The sequence below is a fragment of the Candidatus Ozemobacteraceae bacterium genome (genome assembly GCA_035373905.1).
Classification (GTDB): Bacteria; Muiribacteriota; Ozemobacteria; order Ozemobacterales; family Ozemobacteraceae; genus MWAR01.
The window spans coordinates 148,233-167,296 of sequence record DAOSOK010000003.1; the positions used below are offsets into that span (position 1 = coordinate 148,233).

Here is a 19,064-nt window from a genome sequence, read left to right on the forward strand (position 1 = left end):
CGGATCTCGTCGAAGAGCGGGAGGAACGATACCGCCAAAGCGGTTCAAAACCTCTTGATATACATCACAAGATCGTCGCCGGGCTTGTAGAAGTCGCGAATGCGCGCATCCTCGGTGTAGCCACGGCCAAGATAAAACTTCCTCGTCGGGTCATACAGGGGCTTGCCTGACGTTTCGCAGACCAGCATGCGCGCGCCGCGTTTTCTGACGTCGTTTTCGCTCCATTCGAGCAGGGCCTTGCCGGCTCCGGTGCGCTGCACGCGGGGATCGACGACGATCCAGTACAGATCCCAGGTGCCCTCGGTCAGGGGGCGAAGACCGTGGCAGGCGTAGCCGACCGCCTGGCCGTCCAGGTCGGCGACGGCGAAATAATAGTCCGTCTGGCCGGGCTGGGCCAGCGCAACATCGACCAGTTCCAGCGCAACGACGATCTCCTCTTCGGAGAAGAAACCCGTGGCGCGCACCATGGCCTCGATGGCGGGCCGGTCGGCCGGCCGGAGTTCGCGAATCAGCGGTTTCATTTCGATTTCAGGGCCATGCGGGCGATCTGCTCGATCGCATCGTCATAGCCGAGCCCCATCTGCGGGAGAGATTTGACGAACCCGGTTCCGGGACCGATATCGGGGTTCGGGTTCAGCTCGAGAATCCACGGTTTGCCGTCCGCATCGATACGAAGGTCGAGACGAGCGTAGCCCCGGAGATCGAGAGCCGAGAAGGCGGTCGCGGCCAGGCTGCGCACTTCCGCATCGAGCGCCGGTTCCAGAACGGCGGGGGCTTTGACCGGGGTTTTCATGAACTCTTCCGATTCTTCGCTCCACTTGGCGTCGTACGTCAGGATCTTCGGCCGGTCGGAGGGAAGTTCGGAGTAATCGATCTCGTTGATGCCGAAGCGGAGGCCGTCCTCCGTCGCGAGAATGGCGACGTTCAACTCGCGGCCGTCGATATACCGCTCGATCAGCACCGGAAGGCCGAACCGGTCGAACAGGAGCTCGAACCGGTCTTTCGCGGCCTCGACGTCGGAAACGACGCTTCCGACGTCAATGCCGAGCGAGGCGTCTTCGGTCGAGGGCTTGAGGATGGCCGGCCAGTCCCCCCACCCGTCGAGGCCGCGTACGTCGTAGAGTGCGGCGAACGGCGGAGTCGGCAGCCCGACGTCGCGCAGGAGTCGCTTGGTGCAGATCTTGTCGAGCAGCAGGACGAGCGCTTCGGGGGTATTGCCCGTGCAGGGCACCTTCAGCCATCGCAGAAGAAACGGGACGGCCGCTTCGAGCCGGCTGTTCCCGCCGATCGTCTCGCACAGATTGAACACCGCATCGGGCTTGAACTCGTGGACGGCGCGGAGCAGCGGTCCCGGGTCGGCCCCCACGAGCAGGGGCACGACCTGGTGGCCGCGGCGTTCCAGAGCCGACCGGACCGCGGTGGCGGCGTGTTCGACACCGCGGTCCGACGCGGCCTCGCCTTCCCAGCGTTCGACGATGGCCGGGGCGTTGACGAGGATCAGGACGCGCATTTGAGCTCGGCGCGCTGCTGCATCAGCAGGCCCTGCCGGGCAAACGACACGTCGAGAATCTCGCCGATCAGCTCGCGGTAGGTCATTCCCGTCGCCTTGGCCAGGATGACGAGGTCGCCCTTCACCGGAGACAGGCCCGGCAGCGGGTTGCACTCGATGAAGCGCGGCTTGCCCATGGCGTCGAGCCGCACGTCGACGCGTGCGAAATCGCGGCACTCGAGGGCCTTGTAGGCTTCGATCGCGACTTTATATATCTGCTTCAATGTTTCCGGGGAAACGCGGGGCGGAATGTGGTAATCGACCTGGTTGAGGTAGTCGCGCTTCGTTTCGAGCGAGTAGACGAACTCCTCGAGCGGAACGTTGCGCGGCGCGATCTCCATGGCGCCGATGACGCGCGGCATCTCGTTCCCGACGACGCCGACGGTGCACTCGAGCCCCGGCAGGAACTCCTCGGCCAGGACCGGACCGTTATACGCATCGATCAGCGCAGCGATACGCTCTTTCGCGCCTTCCGGGTCGGTGATGCGCGACGTGTTCCGGATGCCCTTGCTCGAGCCTTCGGCGTTCGGCTTCACCAGGATCGGAAAACTCAGCCCGGTCAGGTCAATCTTGCGCGGGTTTTTGAACAACCGTCCGTTGGCCATCGGAACGCGGCCGCTCGCGACGCGCTTGGCGAGTTCCTTGTCGAGGGTGACGCCGAGCGTGATCGCATCCGAGCCCGAGTAGGCCACGCCGAGCATCTCGGCGACGGCCGGCACTTGGGACTCGCGGCATCTTCCGCGGAGCCCCTCGGCGATATTGAACACGAAATCGTATTTTCCGCGGGCCAGGATCTCGGGGAACGTGCTGTCCGCCTCGAGCACGTCGACCGTGTGGCCGAAACTTTCTATCGTATTCGCTATGGCAGCTGCCGTCTCGGGGGAGTCGAATTCTTCGTATTCGTCCTCGGGACCGCCGAATCCGCTCTGATACCTGTCGCTTCTGTTCACCGCAAGTGCCACTCTCATCACAGCACCTCCGCCCTGATCTTGTTTCCGCCGGTCTGCGCCGGGGCGTCGGAGGTCGTATCGAGCTTCAGCGATCCTGCGAACATACTCCCAGGGGTTTCTTGATCCATTTCGTTTTTGTTTCTTAGGCCGGCCTCCCGACCGACCCTCCGCTCACCCTCGCCGGGTGCCACGGAGTCCTCATGAGCCATACGGCTCCCGCGCACATCGTGAAATGCCCCTACGCCGCTTGGCCTCCCTGGGTTACCGCCTGGCCACGGGATTCCGGGCAAATAAAAAAGCCTCCCACGATGGGGAAGCGTGAAATCACGATTCTAACCGGAACCAGTTCGCGGCGTCGCCTCAATCGATGACGCCACGAGATGAGTGATGAAGGGTCTTCACCTGTCATGGAACTGCCGTTTGCCTGCCTTTTCGTTTTCTGCGCTTCTCTTGTCTCGGCTCGCCCGATGCTCCTGTTCGAGATGCATCAGAAGGTCTCCTTCACGAGCGTCAACTCCTTATAGCATCAGGAATCTCATCCCACAAGGGGAGTCCTGAAAAATGTATAAAAATTTCGCATGATGTTGATTCGGCATCGCAGATTGCTGTGTTTAAGGCATTATCAGCAGGTGACCGGCAATGGCGTTTCATATTTTTTTCTGGACTCACAGATACGCGGTTTTTTCCCCGCATTTCGACGCATGCGACGTGCGCATCGACGTCGAAAAATCCCGCTCATGGATGAGCCGCATTCAGCCGATATGCCTTATGGGACAGAAAAATGCTTTTTCCGGAGGCTTGAAATGAATGTCGGTACCGTTACCACCCGTTCACAGCAGTACGATACGCCCCGCTCCCGCAACAGAAGCGCCGAGCCGGCAATCACCTTCGACAGCACCGAACGCCGCATGGAACACTCGTCATTCCGGAGTTCCGACATTCTCCAGGATTTCTGGAACCTGACCCAGCGGATGTCGCGCCAGGACCAGATGTCGCTCGCCGCGACCGTCCTGGCGTCGCAGTCGAACCAGAACGGCATTTCGAGCGAAACCCGCTCTTTTATCGCCAATCTCAAGACCCGGTTCAACCCGTCCGAGATCGAGACGATCCGTGGCATGTTCGAGAAACATGCCTCTCTCAAAAGCAAATCGGAAGCCCAGATACAGGATCTCTGGAGCCAGATCCAGCAGGTTCTGTCCGGCAACGCCGCGGAGGAGACGGGAGACAGTCTCACCGAAAACGGCACGCGCCCGGTTCCCAGAACGCCCGAGGAGCTCTATTTCCAGACCACTCTCAATACGATCGATCGCGTGAACAAGGTTCTGGCTCTCTAAGTTTTTGTTCTCCGTTCTCTCGTCCTCTCTCTACCCCTTTTTGAAATCCTCCTTTTACTTTCTCCCCCTCTTCCCGCACGAAGAGGGGGCTTTTTTTTCATCTGCCGTCCTCTTTCTCAGTCAGATGAAAAGCGCGGCGCCGGGATGCCGACGCCGCGCGGGTCATTGTACTGTTGTTACAACTATTTTTTCTCGGTCTGCTCTTCGGTTGCCGCCGGTTTCTGAGCGGAAGCCGCGGGAAGCTTCGAAATCTCTTCGAGGAATCCCTGCAGGTCCCTGAAGCCGACGATCCGGTTCACTTCGCGGCCGTCGGTGTCGAGGAACAGAATGGTCGGGAACCCTTCGACCTTGTATTTGTCGACCAACTCGCGGTTCTTGTCGGCATCGATCGCGACGAGGACCAGCTTTTCGCCGGCAGCCTTCTTGAACTCGTCGGTCGAGAACACTTCGTCCTTCAGCTTGGTACACCACCCGCACCAGGTGGCCGTGAAGTCGACCATCACGATCTTCGACTCGGCTCCGCCCTGCGTGAGACCTTCGTCGATGCTTTCGAGCCACCCCTCTTCGGCGGCCGAAACCATCAGCGGCAACGCGACAAGAGCCAGGAAGGCAAACAGGGTCACAACCAGTTTTTTCATGCGTTCTTCACCCCAGTTCGATATCGGAGATTCATTCTCCCGCCCAATGGTAATCTCCCCGTCCCCATAACGCAAGTCACCCCGGCTCACCACGCTCAAGGCCGAGACGCGGATGCGCAGAGATCATTTTCCTGCGAGAAACCCAAACACCAGTATACGATTGATACCCGGATATTGCGATTTCGGCCCCATATCGGCTGCAGGGGCGGGTTTGAAACCCGCCCCTACGTTGCAACAATGCGAATATCAGACCCAGCGTTCCGCAGAAATGATATTTCCCTGCGTCTCTGTGGCGCGTTGCCCGAACTCAGAAATATCCCGCACTATCGATCAGTCGGAATCGCGATCGGCAGGGAGGACAATGCGGCGTTTCTTTTCCTCGTCCTTGGGGCGGAACAGGATCAGCACGCGGCCGATGATCCGCACCAGGGTGCAGTTCGCGTGTTCGACGAGCACGTCGGCGACCTCGTCCTTCTCGACGCTCGCGTTGTCGAGGATCTTGACCTTGACGAGTTCCTGGGCTTTCAGGCTGTCGATGACGCTCTGGATGACGGTCGGCGTGACGCCGCCCTTGCCGATCCTGACCATCGGCTCGAGGTCATGGGCCAGGGTCTCGAGATATTTGCGCTGTTTCGAAGAGAGTTTCATAAAGTCTCCTGGCCGCGGTGCGGAAGTTCGAAGAGTGTCGTCTGAAAAGATACACAATGGTAAATATTATGAAGTTCGATATTTTACAATGCCCGACTGGCGAAGATCGGCGTTGACGAGATCGAGGGCGGCCGCGACGCCCGTGAGAAAGGGGATTCCCGGGATCGAGGGATCACGCATCATTTCATCGACCGCGACGTCGGCCGCGGTCTCGACGTCGCGACTCATGGCGTCGAACAGGCGTTCCTGGAATGCGTCGGTCCGCCCTTCGAGGGCGAAACGCAGCCAGGCGATCGCGAACGGCGTCGTGCGGTGAAGGAAGCGGCGGACCTCCATGGCCAGCCGTCCGTGCCAGTCGGCGCGAAGCCGCCCCCCCAGCTCGCACGCCCGGCCCGTCAGCAGGAAGCCGCACATCGCCGCGTCCCCGTCGGGGAACACCCCCATGCCACGGCCGACGATGGACAGAACGGGCCGTTCGGCGGCTTCGACGTGGGATTCCTTCAGGCTTCGCGACAGGTCCGCGAGAGCGCTTTCGAGCGGCGGCGGACTCCCGCGAAGCGCTCGGCCGAGAGAACTTCGCAGGTGGCCGGGGAAATCCCGGACGGCCGCGAGCATGTTCGAAGGCTGGGACGGCGCTTCCTGCAGGTTCAGCATGCCATGTCCCGGAACGATCAGCTTTCCCCCGGCGATGGACCAGTTGTCAGCCGCAAGCTCGAGGTCAGGCCGTGGAAGCCGTTCGAGAACGATTGCGTCGGGGCCTCGGCCTCGAGCAGCCGTGACGAGCGAGACCATCCGCCCCTCGGAAGTGAAAAAAACGAGAGCGTCGTCGGCCCGCAGGCGAAGACTCAGCCCCCCGACGGCCGTGTCATCCGCCAGGCGCGGATCGACGCCGAGAACGCGCCCGAACAAACTTTCTTTCACCTTCATCGCCTCGGATTGTATCACCCCGCAATGTTTTTTTCACTAACCGCTCAACCCCGTTACGCCGATAGATGAGATCAGACCGTATTCTGCCCAAAGCCGTCATTGGGAGACAAGAAGATGTCCAGGAGCAAACATATCCGCATTGGGAGCCTTTTTGCTTTCATTCTGGCGTTCCTCTGCATGTTCATATTTCCCATCCACACCGCTCATGCTGCAATCCCGACGCAGGTGGCGGCCAGTCTGATTCTGACGACGGATCTCAACGGCGACGGCATTGCCGCCATCGGCGACACGGTCGAAGCACGCATCGAGTTCATCGCCTCCCCTTCGTATTCCGGCGCCAGCATCAGCTTCGTCTCCGTGGGCGGCCCGGCATCCCCCCTTGCCATTACGACGCTCGACTCCGTCCAGGGGCGGTATTACGGGACTTGCGCCTGGACGGTCGTCGCGGGAAGTTTTTCCGGGGCGGCCAATCTCCCGGTCACGATCACCAACGCCGACGGTTCTCTTTCCTCGAGCGTTGCCGGAACATTCGATACCAAGCCGCCGGTTCGCAGTTCGAAAATGTCGGCAACACCCAATCCGGGAAAAAAAGGGAACACGGTCACCTTCACTCAGATCCTGCTCGCCCCCGACAACGTGGCAGGCTCCGCCGGTGAATTGAATCTTTCCAGCATCGGTCTTGCAGCAGCAGAGCCGATGAGCGGAGTTCCCCTGACGGCCGCTGTCCCGTTACCGGGAAATCTCGACGGAAACTACGCATTTCCGATCACCGTCTACGACGTGGCCAGAAACTCCAATTCCTACAACGATTTTTCGATGAATATCGACACGAAAGCGCCGAGCATCGTCTCGGCGAGCGTCGTCAACCAGGCTGGCGCGACGCTTCCGGCACTTCCCGGCCACGTCATCAAGTTTACCGTGAATCTCCAGGAATACGACGGAGACCTCGTCACGGCGGATCTTTCGACATTCAGCACGACCCTTTCTCTGACGCAAACATCCCCGCCCGGAGGGACGACATTCGAAGGCACGTTCACCCTTCCCCAGAAAGACGGGGTCGAAGGAACCAATTATCCGTTCACCATCAACGTCACCGACAACGCCGGCAACACGTCGTCGACCACCGTGTATCTCGCGGCCATCAGCCTCGATCCGCCGGTCCAGACGACGGCGGTCGTCCAGGTGCTCAACCAGGACATGACTCCCTCGCCGAACACGCAACTGGCGAGCATCGGCATGCACCTGTCCTTCGGCTCGAACATCTCCTCGACGCTCGAGGCCAGCGTCACGGTCGATCTCTCGGCCATCGGCGGAGACGCGAACACCGTGATGACGAGAGTCTCGTCGCCCTTCGTCGCGAACTCGCCGATGCTATATATGGCAACATATACGATTCCCGTCGGCGCGATCGAAAACGTCTCTCTCTATACGTTCCAGGTGACGGCGCGTGATTCGGGCGGGAACACGGTCTATCGTTCGACGACTCCGTCGATACGGATCGACAACAACCCGCCGGTCATATCCGCCATCTCGGTGACGAGCAGCGGCGGAGGGGCCGTCATTCATCTCGGCGATCAGATCACGATCGATGCCACCGTGACCGGGGTCGAGACGGGGTCGGTGTCGGCCGATCTCCGCGTTCTCGACGGAACGGCCGCCCGGAGAACCTTTTCGAACATTTCAGGCAACACGTGGCGAACCGTCTTCACGGTCGCGACGAGCACGGGCATGCTCGACACGGCGGCTTTCGCCGTCAAGATCCTCGTCACCGACGACGTGACGAACGTCGCCTCGATGGAGTCCGCTCTCCTGACGGTCGACAACGATCCACCCGTATTCGTCAGTTCGGCATGGAGCGTCACTCCGCCTCTCGACGTCTCGCATCCGTATATCCGGGTCGGCGACCAGCTGACGCTGGACGTCATCACGGGGCCCGCCGTTGACCCGCTTACGGTGAAAGTCGATCTGACGAGCATAGGGTCGTCCTCCGCGCAGATGAGCCTTTTCGCTGCCAACCAGTATCGTCTCATCTTCACCGTTCCGGAAGGCCCCCAGAATCTTGGAGCAACTCTTCCAATCAGCATTACCGACGACGCAGGAAACGTCGCCTATCTGAGTGGACCTACCGTTCCGGCAAACGCATCCTACTCACTTCCGATGTTTGACCAGCTGTTGCCGCAGCCCAGCGGCAGACTGAACCTCTCCGTGACGAGAATCGACCCGACTCTCGATTCGCTCGGGCTGAACGTCATCAACCTGAACAGGCGACTTTCCTTCGGCTGGCCGGTGAGTTCGACGGGACGCGACGCCCCGGGCGAGTGCCGGATCGATCTTTCGCTCGTCGGAAGCACATCGACGGAACTGATGACCTGGGCGGCCCTTCCGGTCGCCTCCTATGGCTATTTTATGAACGCGGCCTCGCTCGGGGTGGCGATCGAGGATCCCGCCTACACGTTTATCGCCACGATGACCGACAAGGCCGGCAACACGATCGCGACGACGACGGCTCTCTCGTATATCGTAGACTGTATTCCACCCGTTATTAATTCTCTCAGCGCCGAGGTCGTCGGCGGCGGCATCGCCACGATCGGGCGTCAGATCCTGTTTCGGGCGAACGTCAGTCTGGCCGACGGAAACGCGCCCACGGTCAACCTCGCCACGCTCGGCGGCAATGCCGCCCAGCAGATGACGTCGGCCGGCGGCGGCGATTACACATGGACGGTAACGGTTCCCGCCGGTGCCTGGGAATCGACGTCGGCCTCCTGGCCGATCTCGATCTACGATTCCCGCGGCAACCTCGTCTCGAGTTTCACGAACATGCTCACGATCGATAACAAGCCGCCGCTGGCCGGTCCCCTCCAGGTGAGCTGGGTCGACGTTCCCGCGGACGGCAGAATCCGGCTCGGCGATGCCGCATCGTTCACGATCGCGATTTCCGACCCGGCGAACGCCGGCACGGCAACGGTCGACCTGACGGCGATCGGCCGGGGAAGTTCCGAGCAGATGCTGTACGGCAACGGCAGTTTTTCCCTTGCACTGTCAAGCCTTGCGGCGAACGCCGAGTATGCCAATTACGTGTTTACGGCCCTCGTCACGGATGCGAAAGGCAACCCGGTGACCGTCACCTCGACGGCCGTCACCGAAGTCGACTGTCTCGCTCCCGGCTTCGCCAGTTGCGGCATCTACATTTCGCAGGACAACGGGGACAATCCCATCGCCGGTATCGCAAACACCGGCGATATCGTGACGGTGTATGCCAGCATCACGAGCTACATCGACGCGGTCGCGTCCGCCTCGATCTCCTCAGGAAGTATATCTCTTGCTACAGGAACGATGACCTACGTGCCGGCGCGGAACCGGCACGAGGTGAACTTCACGATTCCCGCCGGGAGCGGGATCTGGAATCTCAGCTACACGCCGCTCACGTTCCAGGCGACCGCGACGGACAACGTCGGCAACAGCTCGTGGACCGTTTCGGCGCAGTCGGATTTCACGGTCAAGAATAAACTGCCGGAAATCGACACGGTGACGTTCTCCCTTTCGCCGAACCAGAACCTGACGAGTCTCGGCGGCATCCCCGTGCTGAACATCGGTTCCGGAACGACGGACAAGCTGACCGCGACCGCTTCATTGAAGTTCGGGGAAGCGGTCACCACCGGCGTTCTCGATCTTTCGCAGGTGCCCGGCGCGCCTTCCGCCCTGGCGCTCGTCGTCGCGGGCAATTCCGGTGGCACGAGCAGCGTCGATCTGTCGAAGTATCCGCTGACCGACTGGCGCTCGGCCACCTTCACGATCACCCTGCGCGATCAGGCGGGAAACCCCGTAAGCACCGGCACGCAATTCTTCGTCGACACCATCCGGCCGACCCTGACCGGTGCGACGTTCGACGGAACGACCTTCAACATCCGGATTTCCGAGGAATACGAGAACTCGAGCGTCGCCTCGCAGGGGGCCGAATGGAGGCTGATCGGCAGTTCTTCCGCCGGGCTGCTCGCCTCCATGTCGCTCTCGGTCGGAACCTTCTCGACCCTGGGATGGAACGACTTCGACATCCAGCTCGGCCTCGATGTCCGAAAGACGCTTTCCTCCTGGGCCTCGACGCCTCTCTATCTCGAGGTGACGTCGGTCGCGACGGCGCCCCTGACGGATACCGCCGGCAACTGGCTGCCGGGGTATTCCCGCTATCCCGTCACGATCACCGACTCCACCTGGCGCGAGCCTGCAAAGCTGACGAACTTCATCGTCGACACCTCGAACTGGCCGGCGTCGATCAGCCTCGATCTCGTGTTCGACCGGGCGATGGCGAGTGAAACGCTCGTCGCGTCGAACGCCGTTCTGCTCGTCTCGCCGATCGGCTACGAATTCGCGAACATCGACTATACCATCGGATATGTTTTCCAGGCATCCGACACGGTCTCCTGGCCGGCTGCAAACCAGCTCCATATCGAACTCTGCGACCATGCCCGCGACTGGTTCGCCCGCAAACTGGGTTCGGGCACCTCCGTCCTGCGTTTCGCCAACCGCACCTCCAGCAGAGTGTTCGTCCGGGACCAGCTCGCGAAGGCCGCGACGACCTACACGACCTCGGCCCCGTTCGCCTCGTCGGCGATCGCCCGGCCGCCCGCCTCGGGCTTCGCCGTGAAGGATCCGCCCGGCAACATCACCCTTGTCGTCGGCAGCGGCACGCTCGACATCAATCTTTCAGAGCAGGCGCTTCTGTATTCGAACGATTTCAACGATATCGACGGCACGACCCCGACGATGGGAATGCCGGTTCCGACCACCGCGAAGCGCACCACCCGGTTCCATTCGAAGCTCATCCTGCACGACATCGGCGCAGATCCGGCGACGTTCACCCGGCTGACGCTCCAGTCGCTCGATCTCGCGAAAAACCCGCAGGTGGCCACGACGACGGTTCACCTGGTCCTGACCGATGCCGATATCGCGAACGTCATCGCGATGTTCCGGAACAACGCCTCGCCCATCTGGCGGATGCGGGTCGACGAAGGCGCGTTCGGCAACTGGTGGGATCAGCCCAGCCAGCTGTATCTGCCCTCGGGCAACCCGGGAGCGATGACCCTGACCCCGCCGACCTCGACCGGCACGGCTCGTTTCGTCGCAGCCGCGATCTCCGACCCGCCGCCCACGAAAAATGCGGTCGCCGGCACGCTGTTCTTCGAGTTCGACTTCGAGCCGAACTTCATCGGCAACACTCCCGTTCCGCTCTCCTCCGCGGCCCCGACGGCCCGCATCGCGAGCACGACAGGCGAAACGCTCGCCACCGGAACGTTCGTCAACTGGACGACCCGCACCGTGGCGGGAAAAACCCGCTACACCGCTCGGTTCTCGAACGACGTCGCCCTTCCCGCCAACGTTCAGAAGATCGACGGCAGGCTCGAGATCTGGGGCGTCAGCGATATATTCGGAAACAGCCTGTATTCGCAGGCCGTTCCGGCGGCCACGACGACCGTCTACGATCTGAACCTGCGGAGCACGACGGATGCACGGGGTTTCTCGAGCGGAACCAGCCAGCTCGTGTTCGACACTCTGGCGCCCACCCTCACATCGATCACCCCGACGACGATCTCCCGACTGGGTGTCGGCGCCGGCGTGTTCACCGTCACGTTCAGCGAGCCGATGAACACCTCGGCCGGCACGCCGCAGCTCAGGCTCTCGACGGGCACGACGACGCTGACGTTCACCCATCGCGGCTGGAGCGCCGACGGAACCATCGCGACCTACTCGAACGACACGGCGTTCACCGAGTCGCTCGCCCAGGGCATCTGGAACTACTCCCTCACGGCGGCCGGCGCCGACCTCGCCGCAAACGCCTTCTCCGCCACGACCCAGGCGGCCGAAGTCCGCACCCAGGCGCCGTCGATCAGTTCGATCAGACTCACCGAGACGAGAACGCTGCTTTCCCCGACGGCCGTGACCGACCTGCCCCAGAACCTGCCGTACAGCCCGGCAAACGGCATCGCCACCGTCAGCATCGCGTATGCGGCAACGGCGATGAATCCAGCCCACACCCTCCGGCTCGTCTCCGGCGCCTCCTCCTGGACGACAACCATCGCGCTCGACGCGGGCCGCATGAACGGCACCGCGACGATCGACGCCGCCCTCTTCGGAACGCCCGGCGCCACAGGCCCGGCCTCGTATCTTGCACAGATTTACGACACGCAGGGAAACACGAGCGACGTCGCCACCTTCGTCTACGATTTCCTCGGCGCCAATCTCGACGCGTTCGCCCTCACCGGCGTCGGCAGCTACGTCGGAAACGTCTATTATGCCGCGACCTCCACCCTGATGACCGTTTCGGCTCATGCGACAAATGCCACGGACACGCAGGTTCTCACCGTGAAGCCTTCTGGCGGCGCTACATCGACGTTGTCGCTGAACCAGCAGACGCCGGGGAATTACACCAATCAGATCGCAAGTTCGTTCCCGGAAGGCGATTACCTCCTCGGCCTCAGCGACTTGGGGGGCAATGCCCACACCGGCCTCGCGGCCATCGCCCTGCGCATCGACCGGACCGCGCCCACCGTCACGGCGATCGCCCCGAGCGGTTCGCAGATCGGCACCACGCCGGCCGGCACGGGCATCTTCGACGTGGTCTTCAGCGAGCCGATGAACGGCGATCCGCTGTATGTCCCGACGGCGCGCCTCGCGACGACGACCCCGATCTCGGCGCCACCGGCCTGTTCGAGCAACACGGTTTTCCTGGCCTTCACGGGTTGGATATCGAGCACGACCGCCCGGTTCACCAACGTCGCGAACATCGACAGCGCGTATCGCCCCGGCAATTACGCCTACACGGTCTCCAACGGCCGCGACCTGGCCGGGAACGTGACGAACTTCACCCCCGGAGCCGTTCTCGACATCCAGGGCCAGGGGCCTGCGGCCGGCATCGCCGTCTATACGCAGCACAATAGAATTTCCACGACCGTCATGCTGAAGGACCACCCGCTCAGCGCCACGGCCGATCCAGGCATCGCGACGATCAGCATCGCCTACGGCAGCGCCACCCCGCCCAATCCCCAGCACTCGCTGGTCATCTTCAACAGTGTCGGCGCACAGGTCGCCAGTTACGCCATTCCGACCGGCCAGCAGTATGCCTCCGTCACCGTCGACGTTTCCGACTGGGGCGTCGGCTCGTCCCCCGTCGATCCGGTTGCGTCGGCCACCTACCGATTCAGGCTCGTGGACGGCCTCGGCAACATGTCGGACATCAATCCGACCGTCTTCCTGTATGATTCGCTCGCGGCAACGTCGACGGCCGTCGCGTTTTCGGGCATCACGGGGATCGCCTCGGGCGGATTCCAGTATTACTCGCCCATTATGGGCAATTTCACCTTGACGATGGCCACCACGGGCGCGACCGACACGCAGCAACTCGTCATCTTGAACGAGGCGTCGCTCGCGACGTCGAGCGTCCTGATGACGGCGAATTCGCCTTCGACGACCAATCATTCCGTCACGACCGGCGCCTCTCTCGTGACCGGGCAATACACCTTCTCGTTCGCCGATCTGGCCGGCAACTTCGCCGGCGGCACGGCATCGACCGTACGCGTCATCGCCGATTCGACCGCCCCGACCGTCGCGAGCGCGACGCCGATTTCGATGGGCGCGGTGGCCGCGGGAGGAGCGACATTCACGATCACTTTCTCCGAGCCGATGAACCCGGATCTATCATATATTCCGGCCGTTTCGATCGCCACGACGACGGTGGGCGGCACCACCCGCATCACACTCGCCCCCACGCCGCTCTCGGCCGACTGCTGGATCAGCTCGACGACCTGCCGGTTCACGAACACGACCGCCATCACCGCGGGAATCACGCCCCAGGGCGCGTGGGACTACGTCGTCTCCGGCGCGCGCGATTACGCGGGGAACCAAAACGCGGTCCCTGCTTCCGGATCGCTTCAGGTCAGCCTCTACTCGCAGGCCCCCTCGGCCACCCTGAACGTCTGGACGCAGCAGCCGCTCCTGACGGGTGCGACCTGGCTCGCGAACCAGCCCTTCAGTTCCCCGGCCAACAACGGCGCAGCCAGCCTGACGATCGCCTACGCCGTCGGCCCATTCAACACGCCGCACACGCTCCAGATGTATAACAGCTCGAATATTCAGGTCGCTACATATTCCCTGCCGGCGGCCGCGGTGACGGACATTCCCCTGACCCTCGACGCCGCTTCCTGGACCTCGGCGCCCGGCCTCGCCGAAGCCGTCGGCCCGAACACCTACAGGTTCAGAATCGTCGACAACCTGAACAATCTGACAGGCGAACTCAACGCGGCGGCGGGCATCATCGCCTCGCTCACCTACGACAGCAGGCCAGCCTCGATCACCGGGTTCGTGTTCGGCGACACCGGCATCGCGAGCGGCGGCATCAAGTATTACTCGCCCGCCGTCTCGGGCAACACGACGATCACGCTTTCCACCAATGCCACGGATCCGCAGCGGCTGATCATCGTCGACGTGGACACGCCCGCGACCTGGATCGTTCCCTTGACGCAGAGTGCGCCGACCTCGACCACGCACACCGTCGCGACGGGCAGCGGGCTCGCCGAAGGACTCTACGCGTTCACGGCCGCCGATCTGGCAGGGAACTTCGCTTCCGGGCCGGAGTATCTGAAGTTCGTCCAGGTCGACGTCTCGCAACCCGTCGTGATCGGCATCACGCCTTCGACCGTCACGAGCGGCTCGCCGATTCACACCCTCGCCGCGGGCGCCGGCATTTTCGATGTGACGTTCTCCGAGCCGATGAGTTCGGCGACGATCCCAGTCGTCTCACTCTCCAACGGTGCGTTCTCGACCTCTCTCGTCGCTTCTCCGACCAGCTCCGACTGCTGGATCAGCTCGACCACCTGCCGTTTCGTCAACGCATCGGCCATCGTCGCGACCTTCCCGCAGGGCCTTTACTCCTACAACATCAGCGGCGCCCGCGATTACGCGGGAAACACGTCCATCACGTCGAACGGCGCATTCCAGCTCGAGATTCAGGCGCGCGGCCCAACCGTTCTTTCGTTTGTCACGCGCTCGCAGCAGTTCACGACGGGAACGGAAACCTTCACAGGCCAGCCGTTCAGCCATCTCGTCGCACCGAACGCGGCAACGCTGACCGTCACACTCTCCACGGCGTCCGGAAGCGGAACGTTCCTGCACTTCATCCAGAACAACGTCACCGTCGCGTCCGTCACGCTTGCGTGGGACGGCACGAACACGATTGGCACCTTCACCTGGGATGTCGCTACCGGTCCCGTGCCGGCGAACGGTAATCCCTACACCCTGCGGTTGTTCGATCAGTTCGGCAACCCGTCGCTGGAAACGACCACCTGGACGATGGACGCGACGGCTCCGGTCATCCTGAGCGCGCCGTCGGTGTTCGGCGGAAGGACCGCCACGGGCACCACGTATACGAACGCCCCGCTGACCTTCCGATTCCAGGCCGCCGAGGCGCAGGCTCCGAGACTGCGGGTCTGGACGGATATATCTTCAGATACATATTCAATGGTTGCAACCTCCGGAACGACCATGTGGAGCAGTTCCTGGAATCTGTATGAGAGTCGCAACACGATGCAGAAGGCGACCGACGGCGTCTATCTCGTCGATATCGTCGACGCCGCCGGCAACGTCGGAACGCCGACGGCCGGCCTCGCCACCTGGTCGTGCCGCGTCGTCATCGACTCGACCGCGCCGGACGTTGCCACGTATGCCCTGAAACTGAACGGGAACCCCGTCACCCGCTTCGCCCCCGCCATCGGGAGTCTGACGATCGAGGTCACCGCCACGACGGAAACCCTGACCGAGACGGGCATCTGGCAGGTCGACGTCCTCGACCGCTGGAGCCGGCTGATCAGGCGGCTCCCCCTGATCGCCTCGGGAACCATTTTCGAGGCGACGTGGGACGGCATGAACAGTTCGGGCAAGCCGGTCACCGACGACAATTATATTCTTGTTGCTACAGATTATGCCGGCAACCGCGCGGCACAGTCGGTCACGGTTTACGTCACGACGGCCGGATTCCGCGTCATCAGCGCGACCGAAATCACGAGCGGCACCGTCGACCTGTTGTTCAGCCTGCCGTTCGACCAGGCCGGCATCCAGAACGCCGACTTCTCGGTCCCGCACGGTCTCTCGGTCGCGACGTTCTCGGTCAGAACCGCGACGCTCCTGCGGCTCACGTTCGACTCGGGCATGCCGCACGGCGCGGACGTTCCTATCACTGTCAACGTGGGATCGATCACCAGCGACGAACTCGTTCCCATCGCGGCTCCAGGCAACGTCGCAACGGTCACCGCCGTTGATGCGCGGGGCCCGGTCCTCTCGGACATCAAACTCACCGGCCTTGCCGGTCCGAACTGGTTCAAGGCCGTCTTCGACGAGCAATTGGCCAAAGCGACGGCCGAGACTGCCTCGAACTACGCGCTGACGACGTCGGGGCGAACGCTCACCCTGTCGCACCTCCAACTCCAGGCCGACGGGTTATCGGTAACAGCGTCCGCCTCAGAGACGCTCGCAGAAGGCACCTCCTACACCCTCACCGTCAACGGCGTCGAAGACCGCTTCCAGAATCGAAGCACGGGCGACCTCGCCTCGTTCACCTTCCGCGGGGCCGACGTGACGCCGCCGGTCATCACGCTCGCAGCGTTCTCGAATCCCGGCAACGAACGCGACATCATCATCGCGGTCAAGACGAACGAGACGCTCCTCAACGGCGGCTCTCCGGCCCTCACGGTCACGCCGAGCACGGGAACCGCGGTGTCGGTGGCCCTCACCCAGGCACAGCCTCTCACCTGGACGGCCGGATACCATCTGAACTCGAACGTCGGCTACGTTGTTCTGTCCGTCACCGCGACAGATGCGGCCGGCAATTCCAGCACGAAGAGCCTGACGTTCTCGATCGCCACCGTCAACGCGAACGTCGCGGCAAGTCTCTCGTCGGCCGACGGGCTGATGACGGCCGTTTTCGGCAGAACGAGCCTCAAGAGCCAGACCTTCGTGAAGATCCTCCCGCACGAGCTTGAATATATCGCATCACATACATCAATCACGGCAGGCATCAAGCCGAAATTGTCGGCATCCCTGCGGCGATCCGCGACGGCATCGCCGGAGAAACTGGCAAGCCAGGCATCGGAACTCGTTCCGATCGGTCTCGCGTACGAGATCAGCATGTCCCGAGCCTCGGTCGGAAGCGGTTTCAGCGTGACGGCTGCACTGCCCCCGGGAATCGCCAAACCCGGCATCGCGCTCTTCCGCCAGGCTGATGACCAGTCATGGCAGGCCGTCGGAAGGCGCGAATCGAGCGGCACGATCGGATCGGACGGGAACGTCCCCGGCACGTTTGCCCTCCTGCGCGACACCTTGGCTCCGCGCCTCTCGATCACGACGAAACTCTTTGCCGATAAACCCCTGACGGCGGCGAGACCGCGCTTCGAAGGCAGGGTCGAGGAATACGGTTCAGGCCTGAACCTTGATTCCCTGGTCGCGCGGATCGACGGCGAGTCCCCCCAGCCCGTAACGCTCCTCGAAGACGGAACGTTCGTCTTCATTCCGCTCGAGGAACTAACGGGCGGCAGCCACGAACTCGTCTTCGAGGCGGAAGACGCGGCCGGCAACAAAACCGTCACGCAGGCCGTCAAATTCGACGTCCTGGTTCCGCTGTCCATCAGTGAGATATCGATCTACCCGAACCCGGCGAGAATCCGGTCGACGATCAGGATCAGCGCCAACAGGCGAGACGTCGACCCCGACCTGGTCGACATCGACATCTACGACACGGCCGGCCATCGGGTGCGCACACTGTCTGGCGTCAGCCCGGTCCGTGAAGCGGCCGGAGCGTCGGCGCGGTTCCTCTACGACCTGGTCTGGGACCTCAGGAACGACGACGACGAAACCGTTGCGAACGGCGTGTATCTGGCCCGCGTCACGGTCCGCGATCCGGACAACCCGGACCGCAAGGTGAGGAAGATCCACAAGATCGCGGTCTTGCGCTGACGGCCCGCCCATCCAGGAGATCACACATGAGCAGAAACGCAGGTTCAGGCAAATTTGGGCGGGAAGACATCACTGCCCGCCGGTTCAATATCCAGCTGTTCGTCCTCACGATCATCGCCACCAGCCTCCTCATCTCGGCCGGCTGCGGCGGAGGCGGAGGCGGAGGCCGGCAGGTGCTTCCCGGCGAGAATCCGCTCGGTCCCGGCATCGGCACCGGAACGGGCACAGGCACGGGAACGGCAACCGGCACGACGCCCGTCGTGCCTCCCACCCCTGAAGAGAATCTTTCCGACGGATGGGTGGACATGGGATATACGAACTTCACGAGCGCCGCGGACAAGTTCCAGGCCGTCATCAACTCCGCATCATCGACCGCCGCCCAGGTTGCCGAGGCCTATAACGGACTCGGATGGGCCCGGGCCAAGAACTACGGCATGAGTTCGGGCATCAGCGAGTTCCAGCAGGCGGGAAATCTGCCCGAGGCGCTGGTCGGCTTGGCCTTCGCCTATGTCCAGCTGTCGACCGGCGCCGGTTACACGCAGTCGCTGACCTATTTCTCGCGGGCCGGCGCCGATGTGCCGACGACCGTGATCACGCTTCAGCACTCGTCTCTCGGCATCACCAACGGCGAGATCCACGCGATGTACGCCTACGCGCTCGCCATGACGGGGAACAACGCGTCAGCCGCGGCCCAGATCAACGCGGTCTGGACGTCGTCGACGCCCGCCGGCTCGCCGGTCGGCCAGATTCATGCCCTGCTCGTCTCCCTCGGCATCCCCGGCGTCAACCAGTAATACAGGGAAGACACGACAGCCTTACTCCTCGTCTTATAAGGAAAACGACTTTCACCCGCATACTCGATACCGTTCGTGCTGAGCTTGTCGAAGCACGAATGCACTCGCCCTTCGACAAGCTCAGGGCGAACGGTTGGCTTCGTTCCCCAAGACTCAACAGCACAAAAAACACGAAGGCACGAGGACTTCACAGAGATAGCTTTTTCTAAAAATGTTTTCTCTGTGAAAAC

The 19,064-nt window shown here is 62.5% G+C and carries 9 protein-coding genes; 3 read left to right on the forward strand and 6 right to left on the reverse strand.

Annotation, left to right across the window (positions count from 1 at the left end; all coding sequences use genetic code 11):
* Positions 1-44: 44 nt before the first annotated feature.
* Genes PLU72_02315 through PLU72_02325 form a run of 3 tightly spaced genes read right to left on the reverse strand, consistent with a single transcriptional unit; the run spans position 45 to position 2,517 of the window.
* Positions 45-521 carry a GNAT family N-acetyltransferase gene (locus PLU72_02315; GenBank protein ID HOT26993.1) on the reverse strand — a complete coding sequence of 159 codons (477 nt, stop codon included), beginning with the start codon at positions 519-521 and terminating at the stop codon, positions 45-47.
* Positions 518-1,510 carry an ATP-grasp domain-containing protein gene (locus PLU72_02320; protein HOT26994.1) on the reverse strand — a complete coding sequence of 331 codons (993 nt, stop codon included), beginning with the start codon at positions 1,508-1,510 and terminating at the stop codon, positions 518-520. Before PLU72_02320 ends, PLU72_02315 begins: the two co-directional genes overlap by 4 nt.
* Positions 1,498-2,517 carry a D-alanine--D-alanine ligase gene (locus PLU72_02325; protein HOT26995.1) on the reverse strand — a complete coding sequence of 340 codons (1,020 nt, stop codon included), beginning with the start codon at positions 2,515-2,517 and terminating at the stop codon, positions 1,498-1,500. Before PLU72_02325 ends, PLU72_02320 begins: the two co-directional genes overlap by 13 nt.
* Positions 2,518-3,302: 785 nt before the next feature.
* Here PLU72_02325 and PLU72_02330 point away from each other — a divergent pair.
* On the forward strand, positions 3,303-3,833 hold the full coding sequence (locus tag PLU72_02330) for a hypothetical protein (GenBank protein HOT26996.1): 531 nt from the start codon (positions 3,303-3,305) through the stop codon (positions 3,831-3,833).
* Positions 3,834-4,015: 182 nt separating this feature from the next.
* Here PLU72_02330 and PLU72_02335 read toward each other — a convergent pair whose 3' ends face one another.
* The 3 genes from PLU72_02335 to PLU72_02345 all read right to left on the reverse strand — a co-directional run bounded on the left by PLU72_02335 (position 4,016) and on the right by PLU72_02345 (position 6,040).
* Entirely contained in the window at positions 4,016-4,471 is a 456-nt protein-coding gene (locus PLU72_02335) for a protein disulfide isomerase family protein (protein HOT26997.1), read from the reverse strand.
* Between the two features lie 330 nt (positions 4,472-4,801).
* Entirely contained in the window at positions 4,802-5,119 is a 318-nt protein-coding gene (yhbY, locus tag PLU72_02340; GenBank protein ID HOT26998.1) for a ribosome assembly RNA-binding protein YhbY, read from the reverse strand.
* Positions 5,120-5,185: 66 nt separating this feature from the next.
* A complete protein-coding gene (locus PLU72_02345; GenBank protein HOT26999.1) occupies positions 5,186-6,040 on the reverse strand; it encodes a DUF2877 domain-containing protein in 855 nt (284 codons plus the stop codon).
* A gap of 183 nt (positions 6,041-6,223) precedes the next feature.
* Between PLU72_02345 and PLU72_02350 the strand changes: the two genes are divergently transcribed.
* Together PLU72_02350 and PLU72_02355 are read left to right on the forward strand one after the other, a co-directional pair.
* Positions 6,224-18,040 carry an Ig-like domain-containing protein gene (locus PLU72_02350; protein HOT27000.1) on the forward strand — a complete coding sequence of 3,939 codons (11,817 nt, stop codon included), beginning with the start codon at positions 6,224-6,226 and terminating at the stop codon, positions 18,038-18,040.
* Between the two features lie 26 nt (positions 18,041-18,066).
* The gene (locus PLU72_02355) at positions 18,067-18,834 is read left to right on the forward strand and encodes a hypothetical protein (GenBank protein HOT27001.1); all 768 of its coding nucleotides are present in this window, start codon (positions 18,067-18,069) and stop codon (positions 18,832-18,834) included.
* Positions 18,835-19,064 lie beyond the last annotated feature (230 nt).

Coding starts and splice junctions, on each gene's coding strand:
- PLU72_02315 (HOT26993.1), bottom strand. CDS start 521: ATGAAACCGCTGATTCGCGAACTCCGGCCGGCCGACCGGCCCGCCATC.
- PLU72_02320 (HOT26994.1), bottom strand. CDS start 1,510: ATGCGCGTCCTGATCCTCGTCAACGCCCCGGCCATCGTCGAACGCTGG.
- PLU72_02335 (HOT26997.1), bottom strand. CDS start 4,471: ATGAAAAAACTGGTTGTGACCCTGTTTGCCTTCCTGGCTCTTGTCGCG.
- PLU72_02330 (HOT26996.1), top strand. CDS start 3,303: ATGAATGTCGGTACCGTTACCACCCGTTCACAGCAGTACGATACGCCC.
- PLU72_02325 (HOT26995.1), bottom strand. CDS start 2,517: ATGAGAGTGGCACTTGCGGTGAACAGAAGCGACAGGTATCAGAGCGGA.
- PLU72_02350 (HOT27000.1), top strand. CDS start 6,224: ATGTTCATATTTCCCATCCACACCGCTCATGCTGCAATCCCGACGCAG.
- yhbY (HOT26998.1), bottom strand. CDS start 5,119: ATGAAACTCTCTTCGAAACAGCGCAAATATCTCGAGACCCTGGCCCAT.
- PLU72_02355 (HOT27001.1), top strand. CDS start 18,067: ATGAGCAGAAACGCAGGTTCAGGCAAATTTGGGCGGGAAGACATCACT.